This is a genomic window from Nonomuraea sp. NPDC059007 (genome assembly GCF_042740555.1).
Taxonomy (GTDB): Bacteria; Actinomycetota; Actinomycetes; order Streptosporangiales; family Streptosporangiaceae; genus Nonomuraea.
This window is the reverse complement of sequence record NZ_JBHYJD010000006.1, coordinates 113,032-128,993: the sequence shown is the minus strand read 5'-3', so window position 1 is coordinate 128,993 and position 15,962 is coordinate 113,032. Positions and strand designations below refer to the sequence as shown.

The 15,962-nt window shown below is 71.0% G+C and carries 16 protein-coding genes; 10 read left to right on the top strand and 6 right to left on the bottom strand.

Annotated elements, in window-relative coordinates; translation table 11 throughout:
* Window positions 1-16 precede the first annotated feature (16 nt).
* Window positions 17-784, top strand: coding sequence for an SDR family NAD(P)-dependent oxidoreductase (locus ACFWY5_RS11760; protein WP_379631590.1), 768 nt, complete (start codon window positions 17-19; stop codon window positions 782-784).
* Here ACFWY5_RS11760 and ACFWY5_RS11755 read toward each other — a convergent pair.
* Window positions 765-1,595 carry a PrsW family intramembrane metalloprotease gene (locus ACFWY5_RS11755; protein ID WP_379611181.1) on the bottom strand — a complete coding sequence of 277 codons (831 nt, stop codon included), beginning with the start codon at window positions 1,593-1,595 and terminating at the stop codon, window positions 765-767. The genes ACFWY5_RS11760 and ACFWY5_RS11755 overlap by 20 nt on opposite strands.
* Window positions 1,592-3,559, bottom strand: coding sequence for an NAD(P)-binding protein (locus ACFWY5_RS11750; RefSeq protein ID WP_379631588.1), 1,968 nt, complete (start codon window positions 3,557-3,559; stop codon window positions 1,592-1,594). The genes ACFWY5_RS11755 and ACFWY5_RS11750 overlap by 4 nt, the downstream gene beginning before the upstream one ends.
* Window positions 3,560-3,692: 133 nt before the next feature.
* Between ACFWY5_RS11750 and ACFWY5_RS11745 the strand changes: the two genes are divergently transcribed.
* The 3 genes from ACFWY5_RS11745 (at window position 3,693) to ACFWY5_RS11735 (ending at window position 6,117) form a co-directional block, all read left to right on the top strand.
* A complete protein-coding gene (locus ACFWY5_RS11745; protein WP_379611183.1) occupies window positions 3,693-3,893 on the top strand; it encodes a hypothetical protein in 201 nt (66 codons plus the stop codon).
* A gap of 9 nt (window positions 3,894-3,902) precedes the next feature.
* Window positions 3,903-5,378, top strand: coding sequence for a flotillin family protein (locus tag ACFWY5_RS11740; protein WP_379631587.1), 1,476 nt, complete (start codon window positions 3,903-3,905; stop codon window positions 5,376-5,378).
* Between the two features lie 121 nt (window positions 5,379-5,499).
* A complete protein-coding gene (locus ACFWY5_RS11735; protein WP_379631585.1) occupies window positions 5,500-6,117 on the top strand; it encodes a hypothetical protein in 618 nt (205 codons plus the stop codon).
* On the opposite strand, the gene ACFWY5_RS11730 is transcribed toward ACFWY5_RS11735, so the two are convergent.
* On the bottom strand, window positions 6,107-7,045 hold the full coding sequence (locus ACFWY5_RS11730) for a zinc-binding alcohol dehydrogenase family protein (protein ID WP_379631583.1): 939 nt from the start codon (window positions 7,043-7,045) through the stop codon (window positions 6,107-6,109). The two genes, ACFWY5_RS11735 and ACFWY5_RS11730, sit on opposite strands and share 11 nt — an antisense overlap.
* Before the next feature lie 96 nt (window positions 7,046-7,141).
* Between ACFWY5_RS11730 and ACFWY5_RS11725 the strand changes: the two genes are divergently transcribed.
* Window positions 7,142-8,002, top strand: coding sequence for a LysR family transcriptional regulator (locus ACFWY5_RS11725; protein ID WP_379631581.1), 861 nt, complete (start codon window positions 7,142-7,144; stop codon window positions 8,000-8,002).
* A gap of 13 nt (window positions 8,003-8,015) precedes the next feature.
* Here the strand turns inward: ACFWY5_RS11725 and ACFWY5_RS11720 are convergent, their stop codons facing one another.
* Entirely contained in the window at window positions 8,016-8,444 is a 429-nt protein-coding gene (locus ACFWY5_RS11720) for a MarR family winged helix-turn-helix transcriptional regulator (protein WP_379631579.1), read from the bottom strand.
* Between the two features lie 68 nt (window positions 8,445-8,512).
* Window positions 8,513-9,253 carry an SDR family oxidoreductase gene (locus tag ACFWY5_RS11715; RefSeq protein WP_379631577.1) on the bottom strand — a complete coding sequence of 247 codons (741 nt, stop codon included), beginning with the start codon at window positions 9,251-9,253 and terminating at the stop codon, window positions 8,513-8,515.
* 103 nt (window positions 9,254-9,356) lie between these two features.
* On the opposite strand from ACFWY5_RS11715, the gene ACFWY5_RS11710 reads away from it, so the two are divergent.
* From ACFWY5_RS11710 to ACFWY5_RS11690, 5 genes are read left to right on the top strand one after another with little or no spacing between them, the layout of a single operon-like run.
* Window positions 9,357-10,202 (top strand): helix-turn-helix transcriptional regulator, encoded by an 846-nt coding sequence (locus ACFWY5_RS11710; protein WP_379611190.1) that lies wholly within the window; start codon window positions 9,357-9,359, stop codon window positions 10,200-10,202.
* Window positions 10,203-10,252: 50 nt separating this feature from the next.
* Window positions 10,253-11,050 carry a DUF1206 domain-containing protein gene (locus tag ACFWY5_RS11705; RefSeq protein WP_379611191.1) on the top strand — a complete coding sequence of 266 codons (798 nt, stop codon included), beginning with the start codon at window positions 10,253-10,255 and terminating at the stop codon, window positions 11,048-11,050.
* Window positions 11,047-12,603 (top strand): phospholipase D family protein, encoded by a 1,557-nt coding sequence (locus tag ACFWY5_RS11700; RefSeq protein ID WP_379631575.1) that lies wholly within the window; start codon window positions 11,047-11,049, stop codon window positions 12,601-12,603. Before ACFWY5_RS11705 ends, ACFWY5_RS11700 begins: the two co-directional genes overlap by 4 nt.
* Window positions 12,603-13,310: a phosphatase PAP2 family protein gene (locus ACFWY5_RS11695; RefSeq protein ID WP_379631573.1), complete on the top strand. Its 708-nt coding sequence runs from the start codon at window positions 12,603-12,605 to the stop codon at window positions 13,308-13,310. Before ACFWY5_RS11700 ends, ACFWY5_RS11695 begins: the two co-directional genes overlap by 1 nt.
* Window positions 13,303-13,926: a phosphatase PAP2 family protein gene (locus tag ACFWY5_RS11690; RefSeq protein WP_379631570.1), complete on the top strand. Its 624-nt coding sequence runs from the start codon at window positions 13,303-13,305 to the stop codon at window positions 13,924-13,926. The genes ACFWY5_RS11695 and ACFWY5_RS11690 overlap by 8 nt, the downstream gene beginning before the upstream one ends.
* Here the strand turns inward: ACFWY5_RS11690 and ACFWY5_RS11685 are convergent.
* A complete protein-coding gene (locus ACFWY5_RS11685) occupies window positions 13,919-15,958 on the bottom strand; it encodes a glycosyltransferase (RefSeq protein WP_379631568.1) in 2,040 nt (679 codons plus the stop codon). The genes ACFWY5_RS11690 and ACFWY5_RS11685 overlap by 8 nt on opposite strands.
* Between the last annotated feature and the right edge of the window lie 4 nt (window positions 15,959-15,962).

Below are 15,962 nucleotides of genomic sequence, written 5' to 3'. Positions count from 1 at the left end.
CAGTGGGAGGAACGTGATGATTACCGTGATAACTGGGGCCAGTGCCGGGATCGGAGCCGCCGCGGCCGGGCGGCTGTCGGCCCTCGGGCACGAGGTCGTGCTCGTGGGCCGCGACGCGGCCCGGCTCAAGGCCGTGGCCGACGGGTTGACCGGCCCCAAGGCCGAGGTCCTGACCTGCGACTTCGCCTCGCTCGACGACGTGCGGCGGCTGGCCGGGGTGCTCCGCGAGCGCTACGAGCGCATCGACGTGCTGGCCAACAACGCCGGAGTGCTCAGCAAGCGGCGTCAAGTGACAGAAGACGGCCACGAGCTGATGGTTCAGGTCAACCATCTCGCGCCGTTCCTGCTGACCCATTCTCTGACCGGGCGGGTTGACAAGGTGGTCACGACGACCTCCATGGCGGCGAACACCGGCCGCCTGGACCCCGGCGACCTCAGCAGGGAGCGGCGCCGGTGGAACGCGTGGATGCAGTACGGCGACACCAAGCAGGCCAACATGCTCTTCACGCAGGCGCTGGCCGCCCGAGGGGTGCACGCGACCTGCTTCCATCCGGGCGTCATCCGCACCGGCTTCGCCGGCGACACGCTGCTGATGCGCTTCTACCTGGCGGTCCCCGGCATGGCCAAGCCGCCGGAGACCGGCGCGCGCACGCTCGTACACCTGGCCTCGTCCGCGGGCGAGCCGGGCCGCTACTACGTCAAGGAGAAGCCGGCCCGCGGCAGGGCCGACCACGACCTGGCCGAGCGGCTCTGGACGGCCAGCCTCAGCGCGCTCGGTTGCTGATCGAGCGCAGCCAGAGCAACGCGAGGGCCGAGATGAGGATCAGCCCGCCCCAGTTCAGCACCGTGTAGAGGTGGATCTGCCCGTCGGTGACGCCGGGCACCTTCCCGATGCGGATCAGCTGGAACTGCCACGGCTGCCCGGTCAGCAGCAGCGTGATCGCGATCGCCAGCCCGCTCATCGAGTCCCAGAGCGCGTGCAGAAGGGAGACGCCCAGGTACGTCAGGATCACCTTGCCGGCCAGCCTGCCGCCCGCCGAGAACAGTACGCCGCCGACGATCGCGGTCCAGAGGCCGTGGCCGACGGGCGCGAGCACGCCCCGAAGGATCTCGGTCTCCACCATCTCGACCACCGAGAGCCCTTCGCTGGTGAACATCGCGTTGAAGGCGTATCCGGCGCTCTCGAAGGCGGCGAAGCCGAAGCCGACCGTGGCGCCGAGTACGACGCCGTCCCAGACGTCGTGCCGGCGCAGGCCGCGGGTCAGCAGCATCAGGGCCGCCAGCTTGACGCCCTCCTCGATGAGGCCGACGCCGGCGTACATGACCAGCGACGGCTGGAGGTAGCTCTCCAGGATCGAGGCGCCGAGCACGCCGAGGACGCCGCCGATCACGAACGCCTTGAACAGCAGCTCGACGGTCACCTCCGACGAGCGTTCGCGCGTGTACGCCCAGACCACGAACGTCACCGGCACCAGGAAGCTGCCGAGCAGCACCACGGTGGGGACGAGGTTGGAGTTCTCCGTCCAGATCGTGACCAGGACCGACGCGGCCCACAGCGCCAGCCCGATGAGGAAGATCTTCAGCCAGGGTCTCATGTGGACAGCTCCGCGACGGCTCGGTAGGCGGCGGTGACGGCGGCGTCGGCGTAGGCGGCCGGGATCGAGTCGGAGTTGGCGATCGCGATCCTGCCGTGCTGCCTGCGCGCGGTCTCGGCGGGGAAGGGGCCCTCGGGGTAGAAGGCGTTCCAGGGGCGGCAGTACTCGGGGGCGTAGCCGTGGCCCCAGCGGTTGACGGTGATCGCCTCGATGTCCTTGCCGGGGTCGAAGCCGCCGGCGCCGAGGAGTCTGGCGAGCTGGTCGCGGATCGTGTACTCGAAGAAGGAGAAGTCCGTCTTGAGCAGGTTGTGGCGGCCGGCGATCGCGCCCTCGCTCGGGCCCATCGCCGACACGCACGGCGTGGCGATCATGTGCACGTTGATCGGCTGGGAGGGGTCCTTCGGGCACTCGTAGCCGGGCATGCTGACCGGGTAGTCGAGCTCGGAGACGCACCAGTAGGCGCCGGTCCAGCGGGTGTGGTTGATGCCGACCTTCCGCCAGGCCTCCCAGTCGCGCAACTGCACCATCGCGTAGAGCAGCGGCATCTTGACCGCCTGGTGCATGGCCTGCTTCTGCGCGGGCGGCAGCGACGGGACCAGGTAGGGGATGACCATGTTCCAGCAGGCCATGACGACGGCGCCGGCGCGCACGGTCTTGATCTGGTGGCCGTCGAAGTAGCCCACGGTGGCGGTGGTCGCGGTGTCGGGGTCGCCGTCGTTGTACGCCGTCACCACGGGGCTGGACAGCCGGAAGCGCACCCGGTTCGAGGGCAGGTCGAGCTTGCCGTAGTCGAAGGAGGCGGTGGTGATGTCGTCCATGCCGGTCGCGCTGGCGAAGCCGGGGATCATCCGGCCGACCATCATCCTGACCAGGGCCTGGTTGCCCTCGGGGAAGTGGTAGATGTACGCGTCGTCGGCGTCCCATTCCTTGATCATGCTGGGGGAGTTGAACTTGGAGGGCTTGCCGGCGTCGAGCTTCAGGCCCTGGAAGCCGGGGAAGTCCCACTCCTCCGCGCTGCCCCAGGCGTCGATCGCCCCGAACGCCTGGGTGCTGTAGGCCCATTCGTCGCTGGACTGCGTGCGCAGGAACAGCTCCGCGTCCGGGTGGACCTTGCACACCTCCAGCAGGAACCGCGAGTACGTCAGGTCGGCGAGCCTGCGTTCCTTTTCGGCCTGCGGCATGCCCGGGAACCAGTCGGGCGGATTCTTGTACAGGCGCAGCAGGTCCTTCTTCGCCTGCGCGGCCACCGGGAGCTGGGCGATCCACTCCTCGGCCTTGATCCCCGGCGTGTACTTGACCAGCCGCTCCACCGGGAAGGTCTCCCGGTCGCACATGACGCTGTCGTACATCTTGAGGTTGGTGTAGAGCTTCTGGTCGAAGTACTTCTCGAACTTCTCGACCTTGACGCCGAGCTGCTGCAGGAGCTTCTTGCCCTCGGGCGTCCAGACCGAGGGGGCCTCGATCGACTGCGAGCCGCCGTAGCCGATGAGCGGGCCCTTGCGGGCCTGCGGGGTGAACTCGTTGCGGCGCGCGTGGCCGCCGATCTCGTCGTGGTTGTCCAGGATGAGGATGCGCGCGCTGGGGTTGGCCCGCAGCCACTCGAAGGCGGCGCTGACCCCGCTGATGCCGCCGCCGACCACGACGAGGTCGTAGTTCTCGCCGGTGAACTCGGGCGTGCCGGCGTACTCCCAGAAGCGGTCGTCGCGCAGGGCGTGCGGAACGCTGAGCGCCTGCGCGGTGTTGCCCTGCAGGCCGGTGAGCGTGGGCGGGAACTTCACGTCCGCCGGAACCTGGAGCTCGGGGGTGCCGATGACGCCCGGCTCACCGGAACCCGGCCCGCACCCCGCCGCGGCGCCGAGCGCCGCCACCCCCGCGGCCATCGCCACGCCGTCGAAGAAGTCCCGGCGCGATATAGGCCGTCCCATCCCGAGCTCGTGGGCCCTGCGGGGGTTGATGTCACTCATGGGCGCGATCATCGCTACGGGCGGTAAATACCGCTCTAAGGCGCGCAGCCCCTGGAGGAACATTTTGCGGCGCCTATTACCGCGAATGCCTGATTGGAGTACCGTCCGGAATATCACCGACGGGGGGAGACCGATGGTCGGCAAGCAGGGACGGGTCACGGGGAGGATCGGCCCGGGTCTGGTCGGCGAGGTGATGGTCCAGGTTAGGGGCGGCGTGGAGGCCTTCTACGCCCATCCGAGCGTGGCCGACGAGGAATTCCCGGTCGGGACGATCGTGGTGGTGGTGGAGTACTTCCCGCCGCGCACGGTCTACGTGGCTCGCGCATTGGTCTAAGGAGACCTGATGTCCCCTGAGTTCTTCATCGCCGGCGGGGGAATCCTCGTCGCGGTCGTTGTCATCATCCTGCTGTTCAAGGCCGTCTGGCGGGTCGCGGAGCCGAACGAGGCGCTGATCATCTCGGGCCTCGGCGCCCGTCGCCGCGGCGACGCTCTCGACTCGTTAGGCTTCAAGATCATCACAGGCAAGGGTACGGCGGTGCTGCCCGGCTTCCAGACCGCCAGGCGCCTGCGCCTCGACACCAGATCCGCCAATCTCCAGGTCTCCTGCGTCACCCAGCAGGGCATCCCCGTCCACATCAGGGGCGTGGTCATCTACAAGGTCGGCGACGACCTCACCTCCATCGCCAACGCCGCCCGGCGCTTCCTCGACCAGCAGGACTTCATGACGGGCGCGATCCACGAGCTGTTCACCGGCCACCTGCGCTCGATCATCGGCGGCCTCACCGTCGAGGACCTCATCCTCAACCGCGAGCGCCTGACCAGCGAGACCAGGGCCTCGGCCGCCGACGAGATGAGCAAGCTGGGCCTGATCGTCGACTCGCTGCAGATCCAGGAGATCGACGACGAGACCGGCTACATCGCCAACCTCGGCAAGCCGCACGCCGCCAAGATCGCCGCCAGCGCCCGCATCGCCGAGGCGCAGCGCGACCAGGAGGCCACCGAGGCCGAGCAGGTCGCCGCGGCCAACAAGTCGGCGGCCTGGCGCGACGCCCAGATCAAGCAGGCCTCCTACCAGGCCGAGATCGACCGCGCCCAGGCGACCTCCCGCCAGGCGGGACCGCTGTCGGAGGCCAGCGCCCGTCAGGAGGTGGTCGTCCAGGAGACCAGGGCCGCCGAGCTGGAGGCCCAGCTGTCGGAGCAGCGCCTGCAGTCGCAGGTACGCAAGCCCGCCGACGCCAAGGCGTACGAGACGGTCACGCTCTCCCAGGCGGAACGCGACGCCCGCATCGCCCAGGCCGAGGCCGAGGCCAGGGAGACCGAGCTGCGCGCCGTGGCCCAGGCCTCCCAGGTCAAGCAGGCGGCCGCGGCGGACGCGGAGTCGGTACGGCTGCGCGGTGAGGCCGCGGGCTCGGCCACCCGGGTCGCCGGAGAGGCGGAGGCCGCGGCGGCCAAGGCGCGCGGTCTGGCCCAGGCCGAGGCGGCCAGGGCGCTGGGCCTGGCCGAGGCGGAGGCCGAGCAGGCCAAGGGCCTGGCGGAGGCGGCGGCCATCAGGGCGCGCGCCGAGGCGCTCGCCGACAACCAGGAGGCCGTCATCGCCCAGCAGCTGGCCGAGCGCTGGCCGGAGGTGGTACAGGCGGGCGCCCAGGCGTTCGGCAACGTGGACCACATGGTGGTGCTCAACGGCGCGCAGGGCGTCGAGGAGCTGCTGGCCAAGGCGCTCACGCTGGGCGGCACCGGGCTGGGACTGGCCCGCGCCATTCTCAACGGAGCGACGCCCAATGGAACCGAAGAAAAACCACAAAAGCCCGTGAAACCGTAAAGGCGGGGCGTTCCGTCAAGGCCGGAAAACGTGTGCTCCGATTCGTCTAGCGTGATGAAAAATGCCGCTGATGCGAATTGGGGAATTCATGCATAAGGCTTTTTCCGGAATCATTCTCATCATGGCGGTCGGCCTGGGCTGCTCCAGCGGGCAGGCCGCCAGCCCTTCCCCTTCCGCGAAGAAGCCCGTCGACGCGGCCAGGCTCGGCGCGGGGCTGCTGTCCGCGCCGAACGGCATGAGCGTCGCCTACGGCCCCGAGACCGGCGCGTACGGCTCGCTCAAGGCCACCAAGCAGGGCATGGCCGCGCTCAAGGAGGCCAAGGTGTCCGAGCCGGACTGCGCCGGGGTCGGCCAGCTCGACCCGGCCGAGCTCGGCGGCGCGCCCGCGGCCGTCGTCGCCTACTCCTCCAAGGACGGCTCCATCACCCAGGCCATCGTGGCCACCGACTCTTTCCCGGGACCGGTGCCGGCGCGGTGCGTGAAGTACCGGGCCGAGGTCGCCGGCGCCAAGGTCACCTACCGGACCGTCGCGCTCAAGATGCCCGCCCGCGGCGAGCGCTCGCACGCCTTCGTCACCACCGCGGTCAGCGGCGGCAAGGCCGCCCAGATCGCCGCGATGGTGATCGCCAGGAAGGGCGTGGTCACCAGCCTGCTGGTCATCGGCACCAAGGTGAAGAAGGAGGGCCTGAACGAGCTCGCCCGCCTGGCCGACGAGAAGCTGGCCAGGATCACGGCCTGAGAACCACCTTCCCCACGGTACGGCGGGCCGCCAGGTCGGCCAGCGCCTGCCCGGCCCGCTCCAGCTCGTACTCCCCGCCGGTCAGCGGCCGCAGGCGGCCGGCGGCGGTCAGGGCGATCAGCTCGGGCAGCGGTCGCGTGGCGGTGCTCCCGGGCAGGCGGAGCTGGGCGCCGAGCCAGTAGCCGCCCACCGAGACGTTGCGCTGGGCCAGCTCGCCGGGATCGATCGGCGACGGGTCCAGGCCGCTCGACATCCCGTACGCGATCAGGCGGCCGAACGGGGCCAGCGCGCCGATCGCCGCGTCGAAGACCGGGCCGCCCACCGCGTCCAGGACCACGTCCACCGGGCCGCCGTCGTTGGCCGCGAGCACCCGGTCGGCGTAGCCGTCCGCCTCGCCGTCGATGGCCGCGTCCGCGCCGAAGCCCATGACCAGCTCGCGCTTCTCCTTCGTGGACGCCGTGCCGATCACCCGGCCGGCGCCGAACTCCTTGGCGAGCTGGACCGTCAGGTGGCCCACGCCGCCTGCCGCCGCGTTGACCACGACGCTCTCGCCGGGTACCAGCCGCGCGGCCGTACGCAGGAGGTGCCAGGCGGTCAGCCCCTGCACCAGCAGGGCCAGCGCTGCGCCCGCCGCCATGTCGTCGGGGATCTCCACCGCCTCCGTCACCAGCGCCTTCGTCGCGAACGCGCTGCCGGCGAAGGCGAGCACCCGTCGGCCGTCCGGCGTGCGGCCCACCACCTCGCCGCCCGGTACGAACGGCAGCTCGGGCGGCTGGTAGCTGCCGTCCAGCCGGCCCAGGTCGGAGAAGTTCACGCCCGCCGCCTCGACGTCCACCAAGGTCTGGCCGGGGCCCGGCACCGGGTCGGGGACCTCGGTCAGGGTCAGCACCTCGGGTCCGCCACGCCGTTCCGCACGCATCGCTCTCATGGCCCCGACGTTAGGAGAGGGGTGCCCGCGTAGCCAGCAGGTGGTGTTCGTGGGAGTGGCGGAATGTATGAACGTCCTTCATATGTTGTCGCCGCCGTGAACGATCTGAGCGCGGCCGAGCTCCGCGTGCTCGTCGCCGTGGACGGCGAGGGCAGCGTGTCCAGGGCAGGGGTACGGCTCGGCCTCACCCAGTCGGCGGTCTCCCACGCCCTGCGCGCGGCCGAGCGGAAGATGGGCGCGGTGCTGTTCCGGCGCGGGCGCGGCGGGGCCACGGCCACCGCGGCGGGGTCGGCGGCGGTCGGCCACGCGCGGCGCATCCTGCGGCTCATGGAGGTCATGCGGACCGACACCCACACCGCCGCCCGCGGCGAGGCCACCGGGACCATCCGGCTGGCCGCCTTCAGAAGCGCGGCCTTCCATCTGCTGCCCGGGGTGCTGGTGCGGTTCGGGCGGCGGCATCCTCGGGTGACCGTGGACGTGCGGATCGTGCCCGACCTCGGGCGGGGGATCGCGGGGGAGGTCGCCGACGGGCGCGCGGACGTGGGGGTGGTGTCGCTGCCGGTGTACGTGGACGGGCTGGTCAGCAAGAAGCTGTACGCGGAGCCGTACGTGCTGGCCTATCCGTCGGGACACCCGGACCCGCGCGCGCTGCCGATGATCGACTGGCACGAGAACTGCTCGGGCGAGACCAAGCGGTGGCTGGCGGCGCAGGCGTGGATACCGTCGGGCGACATCACGGTCGAGGACGACGGGGTGGCGATGTCGATGGTCGGGCACGGGCTGGGGACGGCCATCGTGCCCCGGTTGTCGGCCGCGGGGGCGCCGCCCAAGGTGGCCACGGAGGAGCTCGGGGAGGGGGCGCCGCTGCGTCAGGTGGGGTACGTGACCACCCGCGAGCTGGCCGGATCTTCGGTGATCAGGGATCTGCTCACCGAACTGCGCACGATCAGGCCCTGATGCCGCCGACGGTTCAGGTGGTGCGGCGCATGGAGGCGCGCAGTGCGGTGACGGTGTCGGCCAGGCCCTCCTTGGCGGCTCTGTCCAGGGCGGCGGTGAGGGTTTCCTCGTAGGTGGGGGCGGCGTCGTCCTTTCTGGCGCGGCCCTCGTCGGTGATGAGGGTGTAGACGCCCCGGCGGTCCTGGTCGCAGAAGTCGCGGCGGCTCAGGCCGCTGTTCTCCAGGCGGCCCACCAGGCGCGTCACGGAGCTCTGGTTGAGGCCCAGGAGTTCGGACAGTTCCTGCATGCGCAGGGAGCCGCCGTCGGCGGTCGACAGGTGGCACAGCGCCCGGTACTCCGACAGGCCGAGGCCGTGCTTCTGCAGGGCGGCGGCCACCTCGTGCTCGACTCTGGCGTGCAGGCGGATCACGCCCACCCACATGTCGTCGTCGTCCGTCGCCATCAGGCGCCTCCCTCCCAGCGGAACCTCATTGTACATGCACATACAGAATATGCATGCACATAGAAGATCTACACCTGGCGGGTCGGCACCACGGTGATCTCCGGGAGGCTCACGTGGATCGGGCGGCTGACCGCGAAGGCCACGACCTCCGCCAGGTCGGCGGCGGCCAGCGGGTCGATCCTCGTCTTCATGTCCTCCAGCCAGGCCGTTCCCAGCTCGGAGGCGGACAGCAGTTCGGTGACGACGACGCCGGGTTCGAGGTTGGTGACGCGGATGTTCCGGGGCGCCAGCTCGTTCCGGAAATTTCGTGACAGGTGGCTGACCGCGGCCTTTGTGGCCGCGTAGACCGCCGCGCCCGGCTCGATCCTGGCGGCCGCGATCGAGGAGATGTTCACCAGGTCGGCGGGTCCGCCCGCCGCGGCGGCGGCCTGGAGGTCGGGCAGGAACGCGCGGAAGACGTGGAGCAGCCCGGCGACGTTCACGTCGAGCTGGCGCCGCCAGTCCGCGGGCGTACCGGGTCCCGGCGTGTCGAGCAGGCCGGGAACGAGGATTCCCGCGGCGTTGACGACGAGGTCGGCCCGGCCCAGCTCCGCGGCGACACGGCTCCTGGCCGCCTCGACCTCGGCGGGGTCGCTCACGTCGGCGGCCACGGCGATGGCCCGGTCGCCGATCCGGTCGCGGAGCGCTTCGACGCGCTCCTTCCTGCGGGCCACGAGTGCGACCCTGGCGCCCCGCTCGGCGAGTTTGACGGCTACGGCGGCGCCGATGCCGGAGGAGGCGCCGGTGATGACGGCGATGCGGTTGTCCATGGCTCTCATCCTGGGAGGACGCCGACCGGGGTAGCCAGGACAGTGCCGAGGGTGGTACTCGCAGGGTCAGGCGCCGTTCGGCGAAATGTCCGACAATGGGGTCATGGCCAATGACCTCGGGGAGTTCCTGCGATCGCGCCGCGCCAGGGTGCGGCCCTCCGACGCCGGCCTGCCCACGTACGGCGAGCGCCGCCGGGTGGCCGGGCTGCGCAGGGAAGAGGTCGCCTTGCTCGCCGGGGTCAGCGTGCCGTACTACGTCCGGCTGGAGCAGGGGCGGGCGGGCAACGTCTCCGCCGAGGTGCTGAACGCCGTGGCCCGCGTGCTCGGCCTGGACGACACCGAACGCGCCCACCTGCACGACCTCGCCCGCCCGGCGAGCGGCAAGGCGGTGAAGGCCCCGGTGGAGCGGGTCCGTCCCACGCTCAGGCGGGTGCTCGACTCGATGCCCGACATCCCCGCCTTCGTCATGGGCCGCAGGACCGACATGCTGGCCTGCAACCGGCTGGCCTCCCTGCTGTTCTGGAACCGGCCCACTCCGCCGGACGGCCCGTTGAACTGCGCCCGCCTGGTCTTCCTCGACGAGCACACCAGGACCCTGTTCCGCGACTGGGAGCACAAGGCCCGCGAGACGGTGGCGTTCCTGCGGCTGGACGCGGGCCGCCATCCCGGCGACCGGGAACTGGCCGCGCTGGTGGGCGAGCTGTCGGTCAAGAGCGCGGACTTCCGCCGCCTGTGGGCCGAGCACGAGGTTCAGGAGCGGTCTGCCGGGCGCAACATCCTGGACCACCCGCTCGCGGGCGAACTGGTACTCGACTACGACAGCCTGCGGCCGGGCGAGCAGGGCGACCAGGTTCTGGTCACCTACCTGGCCGAGCCGGGCTCGCGTACCGAGGAGGCGCTGCGGTTTCTGGCGAGCTGGCACGCGGCGGAAGCCGTAAAAGAGGTCTAAGCGGGATTTTTCCGGGCACTTGGGGGTCTCAACGACCCTCAGGAGGAACGGTGAGCCAGGCAGAGTCCGCGGCCCGCCAAGCGGCCGACAGCCCCGCCATGGTACGGCTGGCCCGCATCGGGCTCGCCTGCCGCGGCGTGCTCTATGGCCTGATCGGCGTGCTCGCCGTCCAGATCGCCCTGGGCGACGGCGAGCGTGAGGCCGACAAGAACGGCGCCATCGGCATGCTGGCCGGCCTGCCCTTCGGCGCCGTGGTCCTATGGATCATGGTCGTCGGATTCGCCGCGCTGGCGCTCTGGCAGTTGTCGGAGGTGTTCTTCGGCAGCGGGAAGGCCCTGGACCGCGCCGAGTCGGCAGGCCGGGTGGCGGTGTATGTGTTCATCGTCTTCACGCTGCTGACCGTGCTGATGTCCGGGAGCGCGAAGTCGGAGGACAAGAAGTCGCAGGACGTCACCGGCGACCTGCTCGCGCTGCCCGCCGGGGCGGTCATCGTCACCGTCATCGGGCTCGTGCTGGTCGCGCTGGGCGCGTATTGGGTGTACCAGGGTGTCAAGAAGAAGTTCCGCGAGGAGCTCGACATAGGCCGGATGCCGCCGCGCGCCCGCATGGTGATGGACCGCCTGGGCTTCGCCGGATACGTCGCCCGCGGGCTGATCGCCGGCCTGGCCGGGATCTTCGTGGTCCAGGCGGCGCTCACCTTCGACCCCGACAAGGTCAGCGGCATCGACGGCACGCTCAGGGCCTTCGCCAAGACCCCGGCGGGCCCGTGGCTGCTCGTGGTGGTCGCGCTCGGGCTGCTGCTGTTCGCCGGCTACTGCTTCGGGGAGTCGCGCTGGCGCCGGACATGAGACTCGACGACTGGTTCCTCACCGAGGACGAACGCGGGAACCCCGAGACCAAGCTCGAAACCTGGACCCGGGGCAACCTCGTCCGCCCCCTCATCCACGGCGCCACCTACTTCGCCGAACTCCGGGATCGCCTGGCCGCCCTGGGCCGCGACGACCTGCTGCTGTTCGCCGACTGGCGCGGCGACCCGGACGAGCGCCTGGCCAAGGACGGCCCGGCCATCGCGAGCGCGATGGCCGCGGCGGCGGAGAGGGGCGCGCTGGTCAGAGGCCTCATCTGGCGCTCGCACCTGGACTTCCTGCGCTTCAGCGCCGAGGAGAACCGCCACCTGGGCGAGCGCGTCGAGGCCGCCGGCGGCCAGTGCCTGCTCGACACCCGCGTACGGCACGGCGGCTCCCACCACCAGAAGTTCGTCATCCTGCGCCACGACCGCGACCCGCGGCGGGACGTGGCCTACGTCGGCGGCATCGACCTGTGTCACAGCCGCCGCGACGACGCCACCCACCGCGGTGACCCGCAGGCCGCCCCGATGCCGGGCGCGTACGGCGCCCGCCCGCCCTGGCACGACGCCCAGGCGGCGATCAGCGGCCCGGCGGTGGCCGAGGTGGAGAAGGTCTTCTGCGAGCGCTGGGAGGACCCGGCGCCGGAGACCCGCCACCCGCTCAGGCGCCTGCGCGACCGCCTGAGCAGCATGGACGACGCGCCCCCGCTGCCAGAGCCGGGCCCGCCGCCCGAGCCGGCGGGCACGCACGCGGTGCAACTGCTGCGGACCTACCCGCATCTGCGCAAGGCCCTGCCGTTCGCGCCGGAGGGCGAGCGCAGCGTGGCGCGGGCCTACCTCAAGGTCCTGGCCCGCGCCCGCTCGCTGGTCTACCTGGAGGACCAGTACCTTTGGTCCACGGAGGTCATCGAGCCGTTCGCCGAGGCGCTGGAGCGCGAACCCGGCCTTCACATGATCATCGTGGTGCCGCGCCATCCCGACCAGGACGGCTGGCTGGCCGGCCCGGCCAGCCTGATCGGCCGCGCGGAGGCGCTGGACCGGCTGACGCGCGCGGGGGACGGCCGCATCGCCATCTACGACCTGGAGAACCACGAGGGCACGCCCGTCTACGTGCACGCGAAGGTCTGCGTGGTGGACGACGTGTGGGCCACGATCGGCTCCGACAACGTCAACCTGCGCTCCTGGACGTTCGACTCCGAGCTGAGCTGCGCGGTGGTCGACGAGGAGCCCGACCCGCGCCCGCCCGCCGGCGCGCGGCGCTTCGCCCGCGACCTGCGCCTCACGCTGGCCGCCGAGCATCTGGACCGCGACGAGGACGACGTCCTCGACCTGTGCGATCCGAAGGCGGCCTTCGACGCGTTCGCCGAGTCCGCGGCGCGGCTGGACGCCTGGCACGACAACGACCGGCGCGGCCCCCGCCCGCCCGGCCGCCTGCGCCGCCATGGCCGTCCCGAGTTGGGGCGGGTGAGCAAGGCGCTGGCGATGCCCCTCTACCGTCTCGTCGTCGACCCGGACGGCCGGCCGCCGCGGCTGCGCCGTACCCAGGACTTCTGATGCCTCGTTTCGGTCTCAGGCTCACGCTCGCCGTCGTCGTCGCCCTCTGCGCGGGTGCGCTCTTCGCCGTGCTCGCGCTGCTGGTCGAGGCGGCCTTCCCGCCGCTGTGGCAGCTCGACCGCGCCACCGCGTACGGCCTGCACGCCGTCGCCACGGCCAACCCGGAGCTGACCCGGTGGATGCTGACCTGGACGGACGTGTTCGGCCCTTGGCCGTGGCGGCTGGCGGTGATCGCGGTCGCGGCGTGGCTGGCCTGGCGGGGCGCCTGCCGGCCGGCGGTCTGGGCGATGGTCACGATCACCGCGGGCGGGGTGCTCGGCCTGCTGCTGAAGCTCGTCATCGGCCGGATCAGGCCGGAGTTGCCCGACCCGGTCTCGATCGCGCCCGGCGAGGCGTTCCCCTCCGGGCACGCGCTGACCGCCACGCTCGGCGCCGGGGTGCTCGTGCTTCTGCTCCTGCCCCGGCTGCGTGGGGCGGGCAAGGCGCTGGCGTGGGGGATCGCGGCGTTCCTCGCGGTGTCGGTGGCCGCCACGCGCGTGGCGCTCGGCGTGCACTGGGTCAGCGACGCGGTGGGCGGGGTGCTGCTCGGCCTGCTGGTGGTCGCCGCCACGACGGCGGCGTTCGAGGGGTGGCGCCGCGACATGGGAAGGGAGCCGGCCGAGCCGATGGTCGAAGGCGTGGAACCGGAGGTGGCGCGACGTGCGTGACGTGATCGCCCGGTTATGGCCGGCCGTCGTGTGGCTGTCGCTGATGACGGCGGCGACGTTCGCGCTGGGGGAGCTGGTCGAGCGTTCCGACTGGGCCGAGCCGGGCGTCATGGCGGACATCGCCGCCGAGCGCGTGCCGCTCCTGGATCAGGCCACCCACATCGGCAGCAGCCTGTCCGACACCCCGGTCATCGTGGTGCTCACCGCGCTGGCGGCGATCGGGTTCCGGCTGGCGCTGGGGCGCTGGCGGGAGTCGGTGTTCCTGGTCGCGGCGGTCTGGTCGCAGTCGCTGGTGTTCCTGGCGACCAGCGCGCTCGTGGCCAGGAGCCGTCCGCCGGTGGCGCACCTGGACGCCGCGCCGCCGACGAGCAGCTGGCCGTCCGGGCACGTCAGCGCCGCCGTCTGCTTCTACGGCGGCCTGGCCGTCCTGCTGGCGATCCATCTGCACGGGCACCGGGTGCTGACCGGGCTGGTGTGGGCGATGGGCGCCGGGCTGCCGCTGATCGTGGCGGCCTCCCGGCTCTACCGGGGCATGCACTACGTCACCGACGTGGTGTGGGGGCTGGTGCTCGGGGTGTTCTGCCTGGCCGTGATGATCCGCCAGGTGCTCAGATGAGCACGTGCGGGCCTGGGTGGCCGACGAAGGAGAACTGGGCGTTGCGGGTCAGCTTGATGTGGTCGGCCTGCCAGGTGTGCATGCTGGCGTCCGCGCTGCGCCAGTAGACGAAGTTGAAGCGGTCGGCCGAGTAGATCTTGACGCCGTCCTCCTTCAGGCGGCGGACCAGGTGGGTGTCCTCGCCGCGGGTGATGTCGGCGAAGGGGTAGGCGCGGAACATCTCGGCCTTGCCGAGGAACGTGCCGCCCTGGACCAGGAAGGAGTAGCGGTGCTCCAGGCCGGGCAGGCGGAGCATCGTGGTGTTGGAGCCCTCGAAGTAGCTGTAGTGCGCGCCCTTGCCGACGAGCTGGGCGTCGGTGTAGTCGAAGGCGCGGGCCAGGTCGGACAGGTAGTGCTCGCCGTACAGGTTGTCGTCGTCCATCTTGGCGATCAGCTCGCCCTCGGCGGCCGCGATGCCGAGGTTCATGCACGCGCCGAGCGACAGTTCCGCGGCGGCCGGCAGCACGGTCACGTCGCTGATGCCCGCCATGCGCGCCTTGTCGGCCACGACGACCGGGTCGATGTCGAGGCCGTGCAGCACCATCACGAGCTGCAGCGGGCGGTGGATCTGCTTGGCCACCGAGGAGATCGCGTGCTCGATCTGAGAGGCGCGGTTGGTGGGCAGCACGACCGAGATCGAGCGCTCACCGGCGCTGACCGGGCGGCCCAGCAGCCGCAGGATCTGGTCGACGCGGTGGGAGAACAGGTGCTTGTCGAACACCTCGCGCATGGCCAGGTGGCCCATGCGGGCGCGCAGTTCGGGACTGTTGACGAGGTGGAGCACCTGGTTGTAGGACTCGATCGGTTCGCGGGCGATCGGGATCAGCTCGCCGAACGTCTCCTCGATCGCGCGCGACCAGCCGGTGACGACGGGCGTGGAGCAGGCCGACAGCTCGAAGACGCGGCGCGCGCACATGGTCGGGGAGTCGAGCACGGAGTTGACGTTGAGGAAGACCTTGTACATGCGGTACGCGGCCAGCATCTGGTCGTAGGGGAGTTCGCCGACGATGTGCGGGCGGTACTTCTCCGGCCAGGCGTACTTCTCGTCGACCTCGCCGTTGCGGGCGAAGATGTGCAGGCCCAGCTCGCGTACCGGGTCGAGGACGGTCTCCATCTGCTCGCGGCGCTCGGGGTGCTTGTCGCGGAAGTACATGCCGGCGAAGACCACGTCGTGCAGGCGGCCCTGCTTCTGCTGGATCGGGTTGTGCACGCGGGGCTGGGCGGCGAACTGCAGCACGTCCACCCGGTCGTGTCCCAATGTTTCCCGATATTTCGGCAGCATGTCACCGTCGCAGGTGAACACGTAGTCGAACAGCTTGGCCGTGTCGATGAAGAAGTCGAAGTTCGGCGGGTCCTCCTTGTTCCAGAAGACCGTGGGGATGCCCTCCTGCTTGCACCAGGCCACCAGATCGCGCAGCGGGTCCTTGGGCGCGTTGGTGCCGGTCATCTGGTAGCGCCAGCGGCCCTGGTTGCCGTGCCAGGCCGACTCGCAGAACAGCAGGTCGGGCCGCTTCTCGGCGAAGATCTCCGGCCAGTCCTTGAGCCCGAACTCGATCTGGTCCCACTCGTAGCGGAAGGCCATCCGGGAGAAGTCGTCCAGGATCACGGCCACGCGCAGGTCGGGGCGGTTCACCGGGCCCGCCGGCCACTTGATCGCGGGCACGTCGACCAGCGGCGGGCGCTTGCCCGCCTGCTCGATGATCTCGGTCACCGCCTGCTCGGGCGCCTTGGGCGCCTTGTCGTGCGAGCGGACGGCCTTGATGATCTGCCCCGGGCTCTTGGCACCGAGCGCCTCACCCAGCTTGAACGTCCGCTTGGCCTGCGTGGCCTCCAGCTTCCATCCGGCGTAGGCGGCCTTGGCCTCGGCGATCTCCAGCCGTCGCCGCAGCTCCCTGATGTCGGCCTCGTAGCGCTCGACGAGCTTGCGCTCCTCCGGGAGCCAGTTGACGGGACCGAGCCGCTGGTAGGTCGGCTCTTCTGGGGTTTCGGCCATGGTG